Raw genomic sequence first — 19,806 nt, 5'->3', positions numbered from 1 at the left:
CTCCTTCATTTTGACAAAAAAATAGGGTTCCCCTGGCCAGGAGAACCCTATTATACACTTTATTTTTATATTGGTAAATTATAGCATAAATAAGTTTTTTTGTCAAGTTTCTAGCCTACTACCACTCCGACACTTTGTATATTCTCTGGCAGGAAAACCGTAATTATTTACACAAGTTTTCGAATTATTTATCCATTCTTTTTTGAGCAGTATTAGTATCTTGAGATACTGGTATATGTTCGGTAGCTCTAGATAAACCTGTTTTTGGCATATTAACATAGATTGCTTCAGAAGCGCCTTTTTCTATTTGATACGTTTCGTGAAAAACACCGACACTCCCATTATCTTTAATCTTATTATTATATGATTTCCAAGCATTTGAATGATTTTTTCCGTGAGCATAGTTTACTAATTCATCGAATCCCTTCCAGTATTGAATTAAGACCACCTTTCTCCAACTAAAGAAGAATTCTGTATGTAAGAAACCCCATTGTGGGTTTTGATACAATTCTTTAATCATAGGTCCCATAGCATTAAAAACTGGTATCCACTTCCAAAATTTTAATAGGTTATTAATACGCATACCAATAATAAAAACAACAAATTCTTGATCCTTACTATTAGCTATATGCCTGCCGTTAAAAATTTTAGCTCCCACTTTAATCCCCCTTTTTTACTGAACATAAATCATGCGCAGCTTCCAAATAAACCATAACACTTTCCCATTAATTTTCCAATCACTTCAACATAGATTTTATGAAAGGCTGTATTTAATAATAAAGGGTATATGTTTTTACCTTTTTATTATTAATATTTGTTTTAAATCTCCTTTTCATCAAGAACATTTTCATAATATATTTCAGTAACGATAGCATTACTGCCTCCTTTCTAAACAGAATATTTTTTTGTAAAACTTTCAGCCCATTGCTACTCAGCCACTTTGCATATCCCCCAGCAGGAAAATTGTCAATTCACATCGAATACCCAAATTATAACAATACATATGGAGGCCAATATGAAACGATTCGTCATTATTACCGTAGGAAAAACACACAGCGGAAAAACTACATTTGCTAAAGAACTAGAAAAAGAGTTCCCCCACTCTTTCGTTATGGATCAAGACAACCAAGCACAATTTATTAACACGCATTATGAAAAATTACAGCCGGCTGAAGGCGCCAATACATTTAAGCACGGTCTTTCGAAATTCATTGTTGATTATGCAAAAGAATATACAAGTTTACATCTTATTATTTGCAACTCAAATAGAAGTCGAAACGGCAGAATGTATTTACTCAATGAATCGTTTCCAAAAGAAGACTATGTACGCATACTCGTTCATTTTGACATGCCAGCTGATGTCCTTTACGAACGAGTAGCTCGAAGCACACGAAGTACGAATATTTTTAGAGGTGGTTATTCTAATTTCAAAGAAGTACTTGATCGACAACAAGCTGAATCACTTCACGAAGATGTAGTAGATCCTATAGAAAACGAGGCTGATTATTTGTTCGTTATTCGTAATAGTAAGGATGTAAACTCTACTATAGAAGAAATTATTCATCTAGCTAAAGTTTTGTCCCCTACTCCAAAATAAGAGAATTTCATAATTACATAATGATAGATTATTATGTAAATACTTCCTCTAGACATCCTACATGGTATATAATGATAAGATAATCTACTTCTATATGCTCAATTTTACACAAAATAGCTCATGCATATGAAAGAAAAGAGGTACAAAAATATGAAAACAAAACAAACTATCGCTGCGTCTACACTAGCTTTAGCAATGATTGCTGGCGCAAACTCTGCTCATGCGGAAGTAACTGATGCTACTCCTCAGCAAAGTACAGGAGATCGATTAGCTGAAATTAAGCAACATAAACAAGAGTTAGATGCGAAATTGCAGCAACACAAAGAAAACGTGGATCAAAAGTTGAATGAACTTAACCAAGTTAAGGAAAATGTTGATACGAAGGTTAATGAACTACATGAGCGTAAACAAGTTGCTGATGAAAAAATTAACGAAATAAAACAACGTAAAGAAGAGCTAGATGCAAAACTTCAGCAGGACAAACAAATCGCCGAAGATAAAATCGCTGAAATTAAAGAGCATAAAAAACAAGTAGAAGATAAAGTTGCTGAAGTTAAAGAACATAAGCAAAATATTGATAACAAAGTGAATGAGATTAAAGAACATAAACAAACTGTCGATGAAAAAGTGAATGAAATTAAGCAACATAAAGAGAACATTGATCAAAAGATTAATGAACTTAAGGAAGTTAAAAAACAAGTAGATGAAAAATTAGCTGAGTTAAAGAAAGCAAAACAAACTGCTGAGGACAAACTTGCTGAGTTAAAAGAAAATAAGCCGCATACTGGGAATACGTTAGAGGAACTTAAGAAAATTAAAGGTAATTTAGATAGTCTTTCCGCTAACTTAGAACTAGCGAAACAAGATGTAAAAAACAAACTAGCTGAATTACAAAAAGCTAGAGAAGATTTACTAAATAAAATTAACGAAATAAAACAAGCGAAACAAACTGTTTCAGACGATTTAACAAAGAAAAAACAAGACTTAGATATTAAAATCAACGACTTTAAACATACTGAGAAAAAAATTGAGGACAAATTAGGTGAGGTACATACTACGAAGCAAAATGTAGATAACAAAATTAATGAAGTCTCTCAATCGAAACAAACTGAAACAAAGACTGGTACTACAAACACAAACAATAACGCTAAAGAACTTCCTAACGCTGGTAGTGAGCAATCAAATAATATGGCTTTAGGTATGTTATCTGTATTAGGCGGAATTTTATTAGTAACTCGAAATAAAATTAAAACGTTATTCTCAAAATAAAGTAATTATACAAAGGCCAACCGCATGTACGGTTGGCCATTTTTCTTTATATTAACTTCCCATCTCGAAGCGTCAATATACGATCACATACATCAAGCATTCTTTCATCATGCGTAATCATAATTGCTGCTTTTTGGCTCTCTTTCACTTCACGTTTCATCATTTCTACAACTTCACGTGCACGTTTTGAGTCTAAGCTTGCTGTTGGTTCATCCGCTAATATTAAATCCGGATTGTTCATAAACGCGCGAGCGATTGCTACCCTTTGTTTTTCTCCGCCAGACAATTGATTTGGATAATGATTTTTTCTTTCTCCTAATCCAAATGCTGCTAATAAATGATCCGCACGCTTTTCTGATTCTTGTTTGTTTTCTTTTTTAAGCTTTGCAATGTAAAGCAATTGTTCTTTTACATTTAAATATGGAACAAGATTTGCGAACTGGAAAATGAAGCCGATTTTTTTCAAACGAATGTCTGTCATTTCTTTTTCTGATAGCTTCGTAATATTTTGCTCACGAATGTAAATATCCCCTTTTGAAGGTGATAATAAAGCACCCGCGATTGATAATAACGTACTTTTCCCTGATCCAGAAGGACCGACAATTCCGATAAACTCTCCAGCTTTCACATCAAGCGACATCGGATGAAGGGCTGTTACTTCTGTATTCCCTTCTCCGTACACTTTACTTACTTTGTCTAATTTTAATAATGAAGTCATTACATCCCGCCTCCAATTGCTTCTAATGCATCAACTTTTAATACTTGGTATAACGAAATAAGTGTTCCTAAAATACTAATGACGATAAAGATTGCTGCATATTGTGCAATCATCGGTGTTGTTAATAAGAATGGCATACCTGCTGGTAAAATTTGTTCTAATCCTTGTACAAAAACAATACTGATTACCATAGCAACGACTGATAAGAATAACGCCTGTACGACTAAGCTATTTGCTAAATAAGAGTTCTTCGTACCAATTGCTTTTAATACGCCTAATTGCTGTGTTTTTTGCAATGTAATGACGTAGAAGAATACGCCGATTAGTAACGCAGCGATAACTAGTAAGAATGCAATGATCATCGTTAATGTCCCTTGCTCTTCTTTAAATCCTGGAATACTTTGCAGTACTTCTTTTTTGTCAATTACGTGTGCACTTTTAATCTCTTTATCTGTGTTAAGTGCAATTGCACTATAATCTTTTTGGTTTGGTTGTGAAATAGATCCCCATACGTCTTCATTTACATAAACGACTGGTGTATGGCTAAACATTTGATCTTTTGTAAATCCAACAATTTTAAATTCTTTCTTTGAAACAGGATCAATAATTGTATCTCCAATATCAATTCCTTTTTCTTTAATTGATTCATCAGCAACCATTTCATTATTTGCTGTGCCTAATTTCTCACCTTTTACAATGTTCGGCTCTAAAAATGAATCGCGCTCACTTGAGAAAATAGCGATATCAACCTTTTTCGAACTATCTTTCTTTTCATACGTTGAAACTTTTACACGAAACGGAACAGCATCTTTCTCGCCTACTTGATTTACTACGTTATCAACATCGTCTTTCTTAATTTGTGAACGAAGTAATTTATTTTCCGCATCATCTGCTAAAACGAACTTATTTGCCTCCATATTTTGAATCGATGAAGCATTATCATATGATAGTCCATTTGCTAATCCTGAAATAACAAGAACTAAAAATGATAATAACACCATAATAAGTCCGATTAATCCATATCTTAATTTTGATTGTTTCAATTCACGCAGAGCTAAAAACATTTCGCTCGCTCCTTCCTCTTTCTTTCTATGCACTTATCATAAAAAAGAATTATGAACGGAATATGAACAGAAGATTACAGAGGATAAGATTTAATTTTCAGAAAGTATTGAAAATAATTGAAATCCTTGATACAATTCAGTCAAATAATCTTGACCGAGTAATTTCATTTAAGGAGTTGATCATTTTGAAGCCCATGTTCACACTAACTACTTATAGCCAACTAAAAGCATTAAGCGATCCATTACGTGCCGAAATGATGATACGTCTATGCGAACGTCCTTATACAGGACAATTACTATCTGAGAAATTCGGCATTTCAAGGGCGAAAATTCATTATCATTTAAAAGAATTAGAGAAGAATGGTTTTATAGAAATTGTTTATACAGAAGAAAAGAATGGCATCGTTCAAAAGTTTTATCAATCTGTCGCTAGAGGCTTCACCCCTGCCGCAGATCTATTACCTCATTTAGAAATGTTAAGCGAATCAGGTCGCCAAATCTTTTTACAAATGACGGAAAGAACGAAAAGCCATATTCTCGCTGCACCAGAAGAAGCCTTTACATTACGAAAAGAAAGCGAAGATCCAGCTGAGTGGAATTACGTTTCATCTTGCTGGGAGTTTGATGCCACGCCAGAACAATTTCAAATGTGGGTGAAAAAGTTTTATGAATTGATGGGTGAATTAAACGAGATCACAAAAGACGCGGATAAAGATCCAAATAGTAAATCTTACTACATTTCTACTACTGCCCTACAAATCGAAGAACGAGCAATGCAGCGATTTGTGAAAAAAGAAGAAAAATCGTAATACGATTTTTTTATACAAACGGTCAAATTTATTTTACCGAATAAATTTATTATAAAGGAGTAGATTAAATGGACATATTAAAAAACCGGAATTTCCTCTTATTGTTTTTAGGGAGAATTTTTACAAACATAGGAGATAGCTTATACTATGTAGCCGCGATGTGGCTCGTATATAAGCTAAGTGGTAATCCTTTCTATTCTGGATTGGCTGGTTTTCTTACGTTATTACCTTCTGCACTTCAATTTCTTACCGGTCCATTCGTCGATAGATGGTCAATCAAAAACACCCTCGTCATCACACAAGTTCTGCAATGCATTCTTATATTAATCATTCCTATTACACACTACTTCGATCTATTAACAGTTCAACTACTACTCATCATCATGCCCATCGTAGCCTTTATCGAACAATTCGCCTATCCCGCACAATCGAAAGCTTTACCACTTCTACTGCATAAAACACAATTATTAAAAGGAAACTCACTCTTTTCATTTGCATATCAAGGCATTGATTTAATTTGTACGACTCTTTCTGGAATATTAGTAGCACTATTTGGCGCAATTACTTTATATGTAATCGACTCTTTTACATTCGCGATTACTGCCCTTTTGTTCTTTTCACTAAAAATGCCAAAGCAAACAGAAACCAATACATCGCTATCAACTAAACAATATTTCACTGATTTAAAAGAAGGTTTTTCGATCGTCTTTCGTTCATTAATGGGCGTATTCTTAATCGGTTCAGTAGTCGCTAATTTTTCAATCGGTATGACGATGGCGATACTCCCTTCTTTCGCTGATTCTTTAGGAGGTGTGAAATCATATGGGTTCTTCTTAGCTGCTATATCAGCAGGTAGTCTTATCGGTGCATTATTCAGTTCATGGGTTGGCAAACGTAATGTTGGCCGTGTCTCCATTATTAGCTTTGCGACCGGCGCTATCTTTTGGTTTCTCTCTACGATTGTACCGTTTCAATGGCTATCTATTTTCTTATTCGGCCTAGCCTGGATTCCAATTGGTGCGACCAACATATTATTTGCGACAATTAGTCAAATTGTAATTCCAAATCAATATATCGGGCGCATCAATTCAGTCATGCGAAGTATGGGCACAATTGCTATGCCGTTCGGTTCTTTAATTGGTGGATATGCTGCAAATGTATTTAGTAGCCAACTCATTTTCGCGCTCGCTAGCATCGGAATTTTATTTATTTCTCTCGTATGGCTGCTTCATCCGAAATTACGAGCATTGCCAAAAGCTGATGAAATTACTGCGGATACTTTTGGGGTTCGGTTTAAAGTAGAACGTGGGAAAGATGCGGCTTTATAGCTGCAGTGAGAGGGTACGTGAAATTTATATCGGCGATTTTTCGATTATATCGACTTACCGACAAAAAAAGAGGCCGTTCCGAAAACAGCCTCTTTCATCTATTTAGGAAGCTCAACCCGAACGGTCGTCCCTTCTCCCTTCGTACTATACACTGAAACGTTTCCATGATGCAGTTCAACAATCTTCTGCACGATCGATAACCCTAAACCGCTACCTTCTACATTTCTTGCCCTTGCTGTATCTACCTTATAAAAACGATCAAAAATACGCTCCATTTCTTCTTTTTCCATGCCGATTCCGTTATCGGATATAGAGATTATAACGCTAGACTCTAACTCTTCGACAAAAAACTCAATGGTCCCACCATCGTTTGAAAACTTAATACTATTCGTAAAGATATTACTCCATACTTGATGAAGTAAGTTTTCATCACCTTTTATAGTGATATCCGGCACATCAAATTCAACGGCAATATCTTTCTCGCGCCATTTCCACTCAAGCATAAAAATGACGTCTTTAATTTGCTTCTGCAGATTGAATTCTCTTATTTGTAGAACCTTTTCCTCTTTATCTAATGAAGCGAGCGTAAGTAACTGTTTACATAAACTAGACATTCGCTTGCTTTCACCCTCAATAATTTGTAAGTAATGATTTCTTTCTTCCTCACTCATCTTTTCTGTTTGCAACGTTTTTGAAAAACCTTGTATGGAAGAAAGTGGCGACTGAAATTCATGTGAAACGTTCGAAACGAATTCTTGTCTCATTTCATCTAGTTCTTTAATACTCTTCGTCATCTTTTGGAAGCTTGTAGATAACGTTCCTATTTCATCTTTTCGTTTTACATCTAATTCAATTTCATATTCCCCACTCGCAATTTTTTGCGTAGCCTTCGTAAATTTACGGATTGGGCGAACGATATAACCTGCTGCAATCGCTATAAAGATAATACTTAATAGTACGATAAACCCAAGTAATACCGCTAAGAAAATTCGCATCTCGCCAAATTGGTTCTGAATGTCAGGACGAATAAATAACGCGTACTGTTTATCACCGTGCTTTACCGGTACACCAACACTATTTATTAATTCATTATCGAAAAATCCTGTAATAAAAAGACGCGTTGGATACGTAGAAACACCATTAAACGTTTCTCCTTGCAATACTTTATGAACAGTAGCATCGCTAATAGACGTCTTACGAAACGCATTACCAATACGCTTCCCATTCTTTTGATCATCGACAATATAAATTTCATACCCTAACTTTGCAATAGAATGCAAATACGTCTCTTGATTTTCTTCACTTTGCTTTTCATATAACGATTTAACTTCTTCCGCATACTTTAAAATCTTTTCACTATTATACGGTTTTAACTTCACTTGATAATATACGTTCGTTAATAAAAAGCCGATAATACTACTAAGTAGCATAATGCCGACCGTCATAAATACAAATCTAGAATATAGTGATTTCATCTTATTTCAACTCCAACTTATACCCGAGGCCGCGCACTGTCGTAATTTGAAAATCATCCGTTCGTTTTGAGAAACGATCTCGGAGCCTTTTCACATGAACATCAACTGTTCGTTCATCTCCTTCAAAATCCATTCCCCATACTAATTCAATTAATTCTTCTCTTGAAAATGTTCTTCCAGGATAACTAGCTAATTGTGATAATAACTCAAATTCCTTTAAAGGAAGTAAAATTGTTTGACCGTTACACTTTACTTCTACACCTTTTCGATCAATTGTCGTTCCGTGCAACGTAATAATATCTGCACTCAGCATTTGATAACGGCGTAATAAAGCTTTCATACGGAAAATCACTTCAGCTGGTTCAAATGGTTTTACGATATAATCATCTGTACCAGAAATGAATCCTTTTTCTTTATCCACTAACTGGTCTTTCGCAGTTAATAAAATAACCGGTATATCATGATACTTCCGGATTTCTTCACATAACGTATAGCCATCAACGAACGGCATCATAATGTCTACGATCGCAAGATGAATATTTTCCTTCTCTAAAACGTCTTGCGCTACCTTTCCATCTTCTGCTTCAAAAACTTTAAACCCCTCTTTTTGCAAATGGTAATGCAACAACTCTCTAATATGCTTATCATCATCAGCTAATAAAATATGTATCATCTTCATTAAACCCTCTCTTGTTCATCCTTCTACATCCTTACCTTAAGAAACAATTGAATTTTTTGCAAGAAAAAGAAAAAGAATCTATTTTGAAAAAAGATGATTCAAAATAGATTCTTACGTTTTAGTATTAAGATTATTTTAATAAAAAATAAGTTCTAAGCTTTAGAAATATCAACGAATCCTTCTCCAAATACGTCACGAACATCATGTATAGCGATGAATGCAGCCGGATCTGTAGTTTGAACAATCCTCTTTAGCTTCACTACTTCTTGCTTATTGATAACAACATAAAGAATTTCCTTCGGAGTTTTCGTGTAATAGCCATGACCTGAATACACGGTAACCCCTCTGCCCATTAACGTAGTTACCTTCCCGGCAATTTCATTCGGGTTATCAGAAATAATCGTAATGGCTTTCTTCGGATTTAAACCTTCAATTACAAACTCCATCACTTTCGTTGCTACATATAGCATAATAATTGTTATCATCAGTTTTTCTGCACCAATGATGAAATAAGATGAAAACGCAACGATTAAATCGAAGAACAGTAGACCGTAGCTAATGCTCCATCCTAAATACTTATGCGTCATCCTTGCTAAGATGGTAGTACCTGCAGTTGTTCCGCCAACGCGAATGATAAGACCAATCCCGCATCCAATAAATATTCCTCCGAAAATGGCATTTACGAGCATTTCATCCGAAGCAATCGTCCATCCTTCTGTCAAATGAAGGAATAGCGAGTTCGTAACTACAGCGATAATCGTATAAATTGTTGTTATCTTATTTAAAAATTTATAACCGGCTATTAACAAAATTGCATTTAAAATTAAGTTAACTAAGCCCGGTGACCATTCAAATAAATAATACGTAATAATCGTGATACCTGTTACCCCACCCTCACCAAACTCGTTCGGGATAACAAACAAATTGACACCTAACGCAAAAAGAAATGCACCAATAATAATAAAAATAATGTCTGTCGTTCTTTTTTTCATACAGTACCTCACTTCTTATGTAAATATTTATTCTGCCATAAACTCTCACCATTATATCGTGGAATATTCAAATCGAACAGTGGTTTGTTTTTATTTTAATATAAGATAAAAAATCAACATTATTTATTATGTACTGCAAATAAAGTTTTGATTTCAACCGTAATTTACTCTTAAAAAGAAATGCTAAACATTGACTTGCACAAATTTCAAATAAAAAAGTACCCATCTAATTCTCATACGGAATGAGAATTAGATGGGTACTGCATGATACATTTAGTTTTTACATGTATTGTTTGGAGAAAATTGCAAATAACGACCTATACTCGCCTTATTAAGACCAAATCCATACATCATCATTATTTTCAGCGTTCGTCTTTGCTTCATGAACTTTTTCAATATGATCAACTGTGTTCCAGTTAATAGAAATACCACCCCAGCCCACATACTCCATATCAATTTTCACTTTCTCACCCACATTAAATACTTGTCCCTTTGTTAAGAAAACATCAATAATATCTTTCTTCCCATTTAGCGATGGATACTCAACTACAACATATTTAGTAGCACCGTCTCCCTCATCTTCCATCGTTCCTACTTTTGATACTTCTCCAATTACATAATTAGGTGAGCCATCTTCTTTCATGTGCATACCTAACTTGTCTGTTGTATTTTCAACTGCAGTTGCAACCATATATTCTGTAAAATTACGCATCATAGATCCAGTAGCTTTTACTTCATCTCCTACTTTAACGTTTGAAAGTGAATCAATATACACACTAACAGGTTCCTCATATTGCTGAGATTTTACAACAATTACACCGTTATCTACCTCTACTACTCGTCCTTCTAACGTCGAGAAGTTCGATTCAATAGAAGCGGCACTCGCTTTTGTTAGTTCTAACCCTGGTACATTTGTTCCTGATAATGCTGCGATACCTAAAGCACCTGCTAAAATTATTTTTTTCATACCCATATGTAACATCTCCATTCATGATGATTGTATTTGTTTGATTGGTATCGACCAACCTGTAATCATTATAGTTACAAGTCATAAAAATAACAACCGTTTTCCTCATGCAATGTTGCATACTGTAATTTTCAAATGTAAATTGATTATTCCTATATTCAACACTAAGACTGAATTCTTGAATCCCAGCAGGTAAACGGATTAATGATGAAGAAACTAATTTCATACATCATGTTTTTCAATGATACAGTTTGTATAATCGTAGTCCATTACATTATGTAGCAGCGGAGTTAACATGTTAATAAAACCAAAGAGGTTACAAGCAGGAGATATCCTGGCGACAGTAAGTCCTTCATGAGGAGGCGCAGGTAATTCTGAGATAAGATAACGATATGACAGGGCTCAAATAAATAAAAACACCCCTATAAGATATGACTGTGAATTAGTACTTTTCAAATGATAAAGGGGGATTTACATGTATGGAAGTAACATTTACAGTAAGTAAATGGGATGAAAAACCAATCGATGATACTAAAAAAGATTTCCCTATTAATATTGCACATGTCGAATATGATATTGATGGTGAATTAAAAGGAAAAGCTTTTATTGAATACTTCTTATATTATTTAGACTCAAATATAAATGATGGTCACTTAGCTACTTCTAAAATTTCTGGATTTTTACACTTTGAAGGAATTTATAAGGGGCAACAAGGGACATTTACAGCTATAGAGCAAGAAATATTTGATAAAGAAAATTTAGATTCCCCAGGAACAATTATTAAAGCTACCGGTAACTTAGAAAATCTAAAAGGATCCTATAATTATCAATTTACAGGTCAAACCAGTAAACTAATTTTAGAGTTTGAATGTTAGCAAAATATCCTATAATTTAGTGGAAAGGACACTTCTTGTAATACTAGGAATGTCCTTTTTGTTGACGAGCTTATTCAAGTTAAAAATGAACAGAATATATTACATAACTTCTTATTAACAGTATTCAATGATACATAAAATTTTCGTTATGGGGGGAATTAAAAATCTAAGCCCGAGTGACATGGCCCACCTATTCATTACTTTCTCTACTAACTAAAGAATAATCCCAGAAAAACTCCCCTTCATAACTTCCTTTTCAATTTGATTCCTACATATAAACATCGCAATAATTTTTGTACGATTTTTTTCATCGGGCTCAAATTGTTCAATGGTTACGTCACAATGAATAGTTACTATTAATTGGTGACTTTCGATTAAATGAAAATCGCCTCTTATAGAGCGCAGTTTTACTTATATTCATTCTTATGCAAATTCTGAGGCATATTCTTCGTATGTCTTTAATGTATTAAGCAATCGAACTGATTCAATCATGATTTCGTTCGATGAATCAGTTACACAAATGATAATAAATCGATTATCATCTCCGTCTCCAAACAAGCCTTCTGATTTAAGTTCCATTAACACATTTAACGTTTCTTTCAACAGTGTATTTACTCGTATGTTAAAGTCATCTTCGACGATATCATGATATTTGTTAATAATTTTGTTCACTTCATCAAACATTCCAAAATCGTCCCATTCGCTCCACTCAACAGCTCCGTATCTATAATAATTGTATAAAGGGTCCGACTTATTAACTTTGATTAGTCTTTCTTTATTAGCCACTGGTCCAATGCTATTGACACAATCGTCTGTTAATATGGAGTACCCATATATCGTGTCAACACCGCACCTAGTTATAAGTTCGTTATAATGACAACGAATTGCATTTTTCAACTCAACATAAAAACGTTCTTGCAGTTGCATTTTCATCGTATTTCCTCCGTTTTTTGTAGCGATCTGTCGTTACATATTTCAATCTTAACATCAAAATCAACATGAAACGTTAACTGAGCCAAAATAAGAAAAACCGAAACTATAATCATTTCGGTTTTTCAAAACTGTAGAAGTCTATATTTACTTTAAAGAATGTACAAACAACCCGCTGCGCAGTTTCGGTTCAAACCACGTTGACTTTGGCGGCATAATTTCTCCAGCGTCTGCGATTGCTAATAACGATTCCATTGATGTCGGATATAGTGAGAACGCTGCTTTATATTCACCGCTATTTACAAGGCGTTCTAGTTCTTCTAACCCGCGGATTCCTCCGACAAAATCAACGCGTGAATCAGATCGCGGATCGTGTATTTCAAGTACTTGGCTTAATAAATGATCTTGCAGGATAGATACATCTAAACCTCTAACAAGATCATTCGCATCAAATGTTTCTTCTTTCACAGTAAGCTTATACCACTTCTCATTTACATACATACCAAATGTTTTTGGCTCATTTGGTTTATACGGAGAAACAGCCGCTTCTTCTACATAAAAGTATTGCGCTATTTGTTTTAAAAACTGTTCTTCTGATAAACCGTTTAAGTCTTTTACAACTCGGTTATAGTCCCAAATAGATAACTCATCGTGAGGGAATAAAACAGATAAGAAGAAATTAAACTCTTCTTCTCCTGTGTAATTCGGATATTGTTCTCTTCGCATGAGCCCTACTTTTGCAGCTGATGCGGAGCGGTGATGCCCATCTGCAATATAAAGATTAGGAATATCTTCAAATACGTTTACTAAACTTGCAATTACTTCTTCATCAGCTATTTTCCAGGCAACATGCTTAACGCCGTCTTCTGCTGTAAATGTATAGATTGGCGCATGTTCTTCTTTCCAGCTGGCAACAAAACGCTTTATCTCTTCTTTTGTACGATACGTTAAAAAGATAGGACCTGTATTTGCGTCACACACATCTACGTGGCGAATGCGATCAAGTTCTTTTTCATGACGCGTTCTTTCATGTTTTTTAATTGTATCATCTTCATACTCATCAATAGATGTACAAACGACAAGGCCTGACTGCGTTCTTCCTTGCATCGTCAATTCATAAATGTATAACGCTGGCTCTTCGTCTTGAATGAACACTTCTTCTCGTATAAATCGATTTAAATTTTCACCCGCTTTTTCATATACGCGATCATCGTACGGTGAAAGTGCCGGGTCTAAATCAATTTCTGCTTTATCAACGTGTAAGAAAGAATAAGGATTCCCTTTTACAACCTCTCTTGCTTCTTCACTATTTAATACGTCATACGGTAAAGCTGCCACTTCCGCTGCTTTTTCTTCTACTGGACGAATGGCCCGAAACGGTCGGATTTTTGCCAAGTTCCTCTCTCCTTTACACAATCATTCGAACGGCTACAACACCTGTAATTTTGCTTATATTTTCCACAATATTCTCTTTTATTATATCATCAATTCCGTTATCAATATCAATCATTGTGTACGCCCAAGAATGTTTACTACGATTAATCATATCAGCAATATTAATATGATGTTCTGCTAAACATCCTGTAATTTGTCCTACCATGTTCGGAACGTTTTGATGCATAATCGTAATTCGTTTTTTTCCGATATACGGTAATTCTACGTTTGGATAGTTTACTGAATTACGAATATTTCCTGTCTCTAAATATTCACGTAATTGGCGCGCTGCCATTACTGCACAATTTTCTTCCGATTCAGACGTAGATGCACCGAGGTGAGGCGTCGCTGTTACGTTTTTCATTTTAATCACATTTTCATTCGGGAAGTCAGTTACGTAATGCGCAATAACATCTTCTTCTAACGCTTTTTGAAGAACTTTTTCATCTACAAGTTCTCCTCTTGAGAAATTGAATAAACGCATTCCTTTTTTCATCTTCTCTATAGCGTGTTCACCAATAAGCCCCTTCGTTTGATTGGTAAGAGGAATATGCAGTGTAATATAATCACACGTTGCAAAAATTTCATCAAGGCTAAATGCTCTTTGCACATGTGTAGAAAGGCGCCAAGCTGTTTCAACTGAAATGTAAGGATCATATCCGACGACGTCCATCCCTAAAGCTAACGCATCGTTCGCAACTAAAGCACCAATTGCGCCAAGTCCGATAACCCCTAGACGTTTCCCTGCAATCTCTGATCCAACGAATTGTTTTTTCCCTGATTCAACAAGCTGTGGTACTTCTTCACCCTCTAAATTTTTCGTCCAGCTTACTCCGTTAATAATATTACGTGAAGACATAATAAGGCTGGCGATAATAAGTTCCTTCACTGCATTTGCATTCGCTCCTGGTGTATTAAATACTACAATCCCTTTTTCTGTACAGCGCTCGACAGGAATATTATTTACACCAGCACCAGCTCTTGCAATCGCCTTTAAGTCTTTTGAAAAATCTTCTTGATGTAAAGAATAGCTGCGAAGTAAAATACCATCTGGGTGATCCATTCTCTCCCCTACTTCATAACGCTCTCCGCTAAGAACTTGTAAACCTTTTTCCGCAATTTGATTTAACGTTTGAACACGAAACATATCCCCATCTCCCTATCTATTCTCAAGCTCAAATTCCTTCATATAATCTACTAATTGCTGTACACCGTGTACTGGCATCGCATTGTAAATACTTGCACGCATACCACCGACTGAGCGATGTCCTTTTAACGTAACAAGGCCGCGTTCTTTCGTTTTTTGTAAAAACTCATTGTTCAGCTCTTCTGACGGTGTTGTAAACGGAATATTCATAAGTGATCGATACGCAGGGTCAACTGGTGAAGTAAACAATTTAGATTCATCTAAAAAATGATAAATAAGTGAAGATTTCATTCTATTCTGTTCTTCAATCGCAGATACTCCGCCTTGCTCTTTCAACCACTCTAGTACAAGTTTTGTTACGTAAATACTAAAGGACGGCGGTGTATTATATAAGGAGTTATTTTTGCTGTAAGTTTCATAGTTTAACATCGTAGGACAAGAGCGATCTGCTCCTCCAATTAAATCTCTTTTTATAATTGCAATCGTTAAGCCCGCTGGCCCTAAATTCTTTTGCGCTCCCGCATATATAAGGCCAAACTTCGTAACATCATATTGTTCTGATAAAATATTTGAGGACATATCCGCAACGAGCGGTACTTTATCTAAATGTGGAACTTCTACATATTTCGTCCCCTCAATTGTATTATTCGTTGTAATATGTACATAATCTAGTTTTTCATCGCTCAGTAAACCATCCAATTTAGGAATTGTAGTAAACTTCTCTTTTTCAGAAGAAGCAATCACTTGTACTTCCCCTACTTTTTCAGCTTCTTGCATCGCCTTTTTTGACCATGAGCCAGTCAATACGTACCCTGCTTTTTTATACGTATTCATTACATTTAACGGTATCATAGAGAATTGTAATGACGCACCGCCTTGTAAAAACAATACATCATATTCATTAGGAATGTTCATTAATTCACGAAGTAGGTTACTAGCTTCATCTATAATACTTTGAAAATATGAAGATCGATGACTCATTTCCATAATAGACATGCCTGTCCCGTTATAATTTACAAGCTCCTTTTGCACTTTTTCTAAAACTGGCAAAGGGAGTATTGATGGTCCTGCTGAAAAATTATACACTCTCTCCATCACCATGATAACCCCCCTATTTCTCATTTTTATTAATTTTTAAACTTTCTGAATTATAACCTAAAATATAATATACGGTCAATTTGTTTTCCACTATTATGGCGTAAGACGCAATGGAATCGCTTGCAAGTGCAAACCTTTTTTTTATAAACATACAAAAAAGTGTTAAGTACATAATCGTACTTAACACTCTAGTAATGAAAGAATAATAGCTAATTGTCCGTAAAGAACCGATCAAAAATTTGATAAATTGCAGAAAGACCAATGAGCCAATAAATAGTGTCCACAAGCGCCGGCATAGAACCAAACCATTTCTCAACTACATTGTAATCTAACGCTACAAACAACCAATTCAAACCGCCAAGAATCACCAAAATTACTGTAAGGTAAGACAAAAATTTCATTATGATTGCCCCCTAGGTGATAAGATGGTGAAAGGCCTTTCACTAGAAATATATGTGGTAAACTTTAAAACTTACCTATTTTATAAAATTTATTTTCGGTACCACCCGCTAATAACTGCCTCTGCTTCTTTACTATGTATTTGATACGCATGCGTACTATCATTAGATCCAATAAACCAAATTGAAAAACCTTTAAAATATGGTTTTGGTTCTAATACGTCACGGTAAGCGCGCCATCCGTTTAATTGTACGTCTTTTGAAAACACATTAGAAACATCTGGATTCCACGGATTTTGCAGTCCAAGTTCACGCGCTGGAACGTTAAATCCACCAAAATAAACAGGCTTTCCTGTTGCTTTATGTAATTGTTCTAGTTGCTGAACAACATTTTGCCCACGATTATATACTGTCGTCGCAAATAAACTTTGCTTCACTTCTTCGTATGATGGATTTCTTTTTCCTGAAACTTCAAACCAACTGTCTATGCTAACAATATCCACCTTTTTTAAATACGGGCGATTGATTTTCTCTTTAAACTTCGCTTCATAAGAAGGGTCCCAGCTTGCTGTTAACCACCAGTTCATTTGATACAAAACATTTCCTTTATACTGATTACGAACAAAATCAATTGTATCGCTCCAGTATCCTTCTGCATACTCCATATTCACGAAATTAGAAGCAATCTTTAGTCCATACACATTGTATTTACTTGTAATGGAATTAAAAATATCTTGCAGAATAACCGTCTTCCAATTCCAGAAGAAATCATTAATGTTACTTGGGTTCCATTCTGTCTCTCCAACATTCCCCTGCTGAATATACGGGAACGGTTCCACTATAACTTGAATATTACGCTTTAATAATTCTTGAATTAAAATAATAGCTTGTTGCTTTTGCGCTTGATTAATTACCATGTTAGTAGAAGTCACATTTGGGATATCTACTTGAATCGGTACATTTACTGTATTTAAATTTAAGCGCTCCACATCCGCTAATACTTTCGCTACATTTCCAACTTCCCATACTGTTACGTTTCCTGATTTGATTTTTCCAGATTGAACAGTATTTACATCTGCCTGTACATTTCCTTGAAAACAAAAAGAAAACAACATAATAAACACTCCTAAAAAACTTATTAAACTCTTATTTTTCTTCACAACTTTCCCCCTATAATTTTTGGCTTTCTTGATTATTTTATACAACGTTTCATATATATTCCACAAAAAATCCAATAAATTTTTATTGATAAAAATGCTATTCATCCTTTATTCACATCTTACTCATACTAAGCTCCTAAAAATAGTAAGATAAATAAAAAAGGAACGGATTTCCGCTCCTTTTTTATCTTTTTACAATTATCAATCTATTTCCCTTTTAGGCTCTACCAACATGATATGAGATTCCTTTTCAGTGAAAGGTTTATGCTCAACGCCTCTCGGGACAATAAACATCTCGCCTTTAGAAATTTTCACCTGTCCATCACGAAAATCGATGAACATCTCCCCTTCAAGCACAATAAATAGCTTATCCGTATTAGGGTGCTCATGCCATATAAAATCTCCATTAGCTTTAAAAAGCTGAATTTGATCGTCATTCATTTCACCAATCACTTGTGGATACCAATAATCGTTAATTTTAGATAACTCGTCATTTAGTTTAATAGGTTGGTAATGGATAATAATCCCTCCTTACTTTCGAATTCCACTATATTACAGTAATATAAGTAAAAAAGTCGTTATTACGCTTAAAAAGAAAATGCTCCGGCCAGAACTTTTCATTCAGATAGTACAAAGGAGTGATTTCAATGAAAGTACTTTCAATCCAATGTTTCCTTTAACTCTCCATAAGTATAGAACAGTGATTTTCAAATAAGAATGGACCCCTGTTGACATTCGTATGGATTATTGATGAACTTCTCGCGATATTTAGTAGGCGAAATGCCAACTCGCTTCTTGAAAACTCTACTAAAATAAAAAGGGTCTGCGATTCCAACAGCCTGCGCAATTTGTTGTACAGGCACATCACTTGTACATAACATTTTTTGAGCCATCTTTATACGATAGTTCAATAAATATTCTGTTGCCCCCATACCTGCATGCTTTCTAAACACGTAAGAAAGACGATTTCGATTAACATTATTTTGTTCTGTAAGCGTATGAATTGTAATATCCTTATAATAGTATTTACGAACGTAACTAGATATTCGTTCGAATAAAGTATGCGACTCATAATTGCTTTCTCTATTGAAAACACTTAATAAAGCTTCATTCAACGCTTCGCGAAACAGCATTTCGGTCTGAAACATCGAAATGCCTCCACGCTGATTATATACATCCCAAAGACGCATAAGTAATTCGACAAGACGAGGAGATTGTCCTGTTAATAATTCAAAATGCTGATGAGTAAAGCCAGAGTCTTCTCGTTCTGAATTGCTTATCTGATATAAAACAAGAATATATTCCCAGTTCATTTCACCAAGCATTTTATGGGCTAATGTCATTTTTGCACCCCCATGTATAACTTTTCCTGGGGAAAGAGTATACGGCGTACCATTAAATTGAAATTGCGTCTTCCCTGTAATTGGAAATACAAATCCTGGGAAAGAATCTGTAGACTCAGCAAAAGGCACACCTGGATTTTTAGCATAACGATATACTCCTTCTACTCGGAAAGGAGTATTGGCAAGATACTCTGCTAACTCATTCACGTCCAACTTCACAATACACGCCTCATTTCAATAATAGTTTTCTTGTAATTCGCGAGATTAATTGGTGTACATTCTGGGAAACGCTAAACTAAAAATAGTACATACAACTTAACATGATCTGGTTATTAACCTATAAATATATTATTTTTCATTTATTGACCAAAGTATCCTCCCTATATTATTGATAATGATTTTCATTGTAGTTTGATAAAAAAACATTTGTCAAGTTGGCTGGCCTAGAAAAATGATGAAACAAGGGGAATAGAGGAACAGTTCTGTTGCAAATAATACCTAGTCTTTGTTAACTAATTCCCCT

General features: G+C 34.9%; 20 protein-coding genes and 1 pseudogene. 5 read left to right on the top strand and 16 right to left on the bottom strand.

From position 1 onward, the window contains the following. Positions 1-184: 184 nt before the first annotated feature. A complete protein-coding gene (locus tag ACTFRH_RS12745) occupies positions 185-658 on the bottom strand; it encodes a DUF4188 domain-containing protein (protein WP_000501002.1) in 474 nt (157 codons plus the stop codon). Between the two features lie 357 nt (positions 659-1,015). Between ACTFRH_RS12745 and ACTFRH_RS12740 the strand changes: the two genes are divergently transcribed. Both ACTFRH_RS12740 and ACTFRH_RS12735 read left to right on the top strand, forming a co-directional pair. After that, entirely contained in the window at positions 1,016-1,597 is a 582-nt protein-coding gene (locus tag ACTFRH_RS12740; protein WP_440048746.1) for an AAA family ATPase, read from the top strand. Positions 1,598-1,747: 150 nt separating this feature from the next. Next, complete coding sequence (locus ACTFRH_RS12735; RefSeq protein WP_000851018.1) at positions 1,748-2,866, top strand: LPXTG cell wall anchor domain-containing protein; 1,119 nt, start codon at positions 1,748-1,750, stop codon at positions 2,864-2,866. 46 nt (positions 2,867-2,912) lie between these two features. Here ACTFRH_RS12735 and ACTFRH_RS12730 read toward each other — a convergent pair whose 3' ends face one another. Both ACTFRH_RS12730 and ACTFRH_RS12725 read right to left on the bottom strand, forming a co-directional pair. Next, positions 2,913-3,584: an ABC transporter ATP-binding protein gene (locus tag ACTFRH_RS12730; protein ID WP_000202604.1), complete on the bottom strand. Its 672-nt coding sequence runs from the start codon at positions 3,582-3,584 to the stop codon at positions 2,913-2,915. Continuing rightward, positions 3,584-4,648: an ABC transporter permease gene (locus ACTFRH_RS12725; protein ID WP_000477746.1), complete on the bottom strand. Its 1,065-nt coding sequence runs from the start codon at positions 4,646-4,648 to the stop codon at positions 3,584-3,586. The genes ACTFRH_RS12730 and ACTFRH_RS12725 overlap by 1 nt, the downstream gene beginning before the upstream one ends. Before the next feature lie 185 nt (positions 4,649-4,833). On the opposite strand from ACTFRH_RS12725, the gene ACTFRH_RS12720 reads away from it, so the two are divergent. Continuing rightward, complete coding sequence (locus tag ACTFRH_RS12720; protein ID WP_000803744.1) at positions 4,834-5,457, top strand: ArsR/SmtB family transcription factor; 624 nt, start codon at positions 4,834-4,836, stop codon at positions 5,455-5,457. Between the two features lie 68 nt (positions 5,458-5,525). Then, on the top strand, positions 5,526-6,785 hold the full coding sequence (locus tag ACTFRH_RS12715; protein ID WP_000353368.1) for an MFS transporter: 1,260 nt from the start codon (positions 5,526-5,528) through the stop codon (positions 6,783-6,785). A 98-nt stretch (positions 6,786-6,883) separates the two neighbouring features. Here the strand turns inward: ACTFRH_RS12715 and ACTFRH_RS12710 are convergent, their stop codons facing one another. The 4 genes from ACTFRH_RS12710 to ACTFRH_RS12695 form a co-directional block, all read right to left on the bottom strand. Next, positions 6,884-8,260, bottom strand: a complete 1,377-nt coding sequence (locus tag ACTFRH_RS12710; protein WP_000839516.1) for a sensor histidine kinase — start codon at positions 8,258-8,260, stop codon at positions 6,884-6,886. Between the two features lies 1 nt (position 8,261). After that, a complete protein-coding gene (locus tag ACTFRH_RS12705; protein ID WP_000781961.1) occupies positions 8,262-8,939 on the bottom strand; it encodes a response regulator transcription factor in 678 nt (225 codons plus the stop codon). A 152-nt stretch (positions 8,940-9,091) separates the two neighbouring features. Further along, positions 9,092-9,931: a YitT family protein gene (locus ACTFRH_RS12700; protein ID WP_000747488.1), complete on the bottom strand. Its 840-nt coding sequence runs from the start codon at positions 9,929-9,931 to the stop codon at positions 9,092-9,094. A gap of 331 nt (positions 9,932-10,262) precedes the next feature. Next, positions 10,263-10,904, bottom strand: a complete 642-nt coding sequence (locus tag ACTFRH_RS12695; RefSeq protein WP_000525488.1) for a F0F1 ATP synthase subunit alpha — start codon at positions 10,902-10,904, stop codon at positions 10,263-10,265. 473 nt (positions 10,905-11,377) lie between these two features. Between ACTFRH_RS12695 and ACTFRH_RS12690 the strand changes: the two genes are divergently transcribed. Further along, positions 11,378-11,773: a DUF3224 domain-containing protein gene (locus ACTFRH_RS12690; protein WP_000454095.1), complete on the top strand. Its 396-nt coding sequence runs from the start codon at positions 11,378-11,380 to the stop codon at positions 11,771-11,773. Positions 11,774-11,986: 213 nt separating this feature from the next. Here the strand turns inward: ACTFRH_RS12690 and ACTFRH_RS12685 are convergent. The 9 genes and pseudogenes from ACTFRH_RS12685 to ACTFRH_RS12645 all read right to left on the bottom strand — a co-directional run. Next, positions 11,987-12,124: pseudogene (locus ACTFRH_RS12685) on the bottom strand (enoyl-CoA hydratase); the annotation flags it as partial. A gap of 72 nt (positions 12,125-12,196) precedes the next feature. Next, complete coding sequence (locus tag ACTFRH_RS12680; RefSeq protein ID WP_002164097.1) at positions 12,197-12,706, bottom strand: DUF4303 domain-containing protein; 510 nt, start codon at positions 12,704-12,706, stop codon at positions 12,197-12,199. 144 nt (positions 12,707-12,850) lie between these two features. Then, complete coding sequence (locus tag ACTFRH_RS12675; RefSeq protein WP_001063035.1) at positions 12,851-14,098, bottom strand: DUF1015 domain-containing protein; 1,248 nt, start codon at positions 14,096-14,098, stop codon at positions 12,851-12,853. A 13-nt stretch (positions 14,099-14,111) separates the two neighbouring features. After that, complete coding sequence (locus ACTFRH_RS12670; RefSeq protein ID WP_000490256.1) at positions 14,112-15,284, bottom strand: 3-phosphoglycerate dehydrogenase family protein; 1,173 nt, start codon at positions 15,282-15,284, stop codon at positions 14,112-14,114. Positions 15,285-15,296: 12 nt separating this feature from the next. Beyond that, entirely contained in the window at positions 15,297-16,379 is a 1,083-nt protein-coding gene (gene serC, locus ACTFRH_RS12665; protein ID WP_033703576.1) for a 3-phosphoserine/phosphohydroxythreonine transaminase, read from the bottom strand. 212 nt (positions 16,380-16,591) lie between these two features. Next, complete coding sequence (locus ACTFRH_RS12660; RefSeq protein WP_000670803.1) at positions 16,592-16,783, bottom strand: DUF378 domain-containing protein; 192 nt, start codon at positions 16,781-16,783, stop codon at positions 16,592-16,594. A gap of 89 nt (positions 16,784-16,872) precedes the next feature. Then, a complete protein-coding gene (locus ACTFRH_RS12655) occupies positions 16,873-17,940 on the bottom strand; it encodes a glycoside hydrolase family 113 (protein ID WP_000739766.1) in 1,068 nt (355 codons plus the stop codon). Between the two features lie 201 nt (positions 17,941-18,141). Continuing rightward, positions 18,142-18,381 (bottom strand): cupin domain-containing protein, encoded by a 240-nt coding sequence (locus ACTFRH_RS12650; protein ID WP_000997181.1) that lies wholly within the window; start codon positions 18,379-18,381, stop codon positions 18,142-18,144. 266 nt (positions 18,382-18,647) lie between these two features. Next, positions 18,648-19,502 carry a helix-turn-helix transcriptional regulator gene (locus ACTFRH_RS12645; protein ID WP_000762817.1) on the bottom strand — a complete coding sequence of 285 codons (855 nt, stop codon included), beginning with the start codon at positions 19,500-19,502 and terminating at the stop codon, positions 18,648-18,650. Positions 19,503-19,806: the final 304 nt, after the last annotated feature.

The organism is Bacillus cereus group sp. MYBK216-1 (genome assembly GCF_051916495.1).
Classification (GTDB): domain Bacteria; phylum Bacillota; class Bacilli; order Bacillales; family Bacillaceae_G; genus Bacillus_A; species Bacillus_A thuringiensis_K.
The sequence above is the reverse complement of the archived record's forward strand: the minus strand, read 5'-3'. Positions and strand labels throughout refer to the sequence as shown.

Coding starts and splice junctions, on each gene's coding strand:
- ACTFRH_RS12740 (WP_440048746.1), top strand. CDS start 1,016: ATGAAACGATTCGTCATTATTACCGTAGGAAAAACACACAGCGGAAAA.
- ACTFRH_RS12735 (WP_000851018.1), top strand. CDS start 1,748: ATGAAAACAAAACAAACTATCGCTGCGTCTACACTAGCTTTAGCAATG.
- ACTFRH_RS12730 (WP_000202604.1), bottom strand. CDS start 3,584: ATGACTTCATTATTAAAATTAGACAAAGTAAGTAAAGTGTACGGAGAA.
- ACTFRH_RS12725 (WP_000477746.1), bottom strand. CDS start 4,648: ATGTTTTTAGCTCTGCGTGAATTGAAACAATCAAAATTAAGATATGGA.
- ACTFRH_RS12715 (WP_000353368.1), top strand. CDS start 5,526: ATGGACATATTAAAAAACCGGAATTTCCTCTTATTGTTTTTAGGGAGA.
- ACTFRH_RS12710 (WP_000839516.1), bottom strand. CDS start 8,260: ATGAAATCACTATATTCTAGATTTGTATTTATGACGGTCGGCATTATG.
- ACTFRH_RS12705 (WP_000781961.1), bottom strand. CDS start 8,939: ATGAAGATGATACATATTTTATTAGCTGATGATGATAAGCATATTAGA.
- ACTFRH_RS12700 (WP_000747488.1), bottom strand. CDS start 9,931: ATGAAAAAAAGAACGACAGACATTATTTTTATTATTATTGGTGCATTT.
- ACTFRH_RS12695 (WP_000525488.1), bottom strand. CDS start 10,904: ATGGGTATGAAAAAAATAATTTTAGCAGGTGCTTTAGGTATCGCAGCA.
- ACTFRH_RS12690 (WP_000454095.1), top strand. CDS start 11,378: ATGGAAGTAACATTTACAGTAAGTAAATGGGATGAAAAACCAATCGAT.
- ACTFRH_RS12680 (WP_002164097.1), bottom strand. CDS start 12,706: ATGAAAATGCAACTGCAAGAACGTTTTTATGTTGAGTTGAAAAATGCA.
- ACTFRH_RS12670 (WP_000490256.1), bottom strand. CDS start 15,284: ATGTTTCGTGTTCAAACGTTAAATCAAATTGCGGAAAAAGGTTTACAA.
- serC (WP_033703576.1), bottom strand. CDS start 16,379: ATGGAGAGAGTGTATAATTTTTCAGCAGGACCATCAATACTCCCTTTG.
- ACTFRH_RS12660 (WP_000670803.1), bottom strand. CDS start 16,783: ATGAAATTTTTGTCTTACCTTACAGTAATTTTGGTGATTCTTGGCGGT.
- ACTFRH_RS12650 (WP_000997181.1), bottom strand. CDS start 18,381: ATGAATGACGATCAAATTCAGCTTTTTAAAGCTAATGGAGATTTTATA.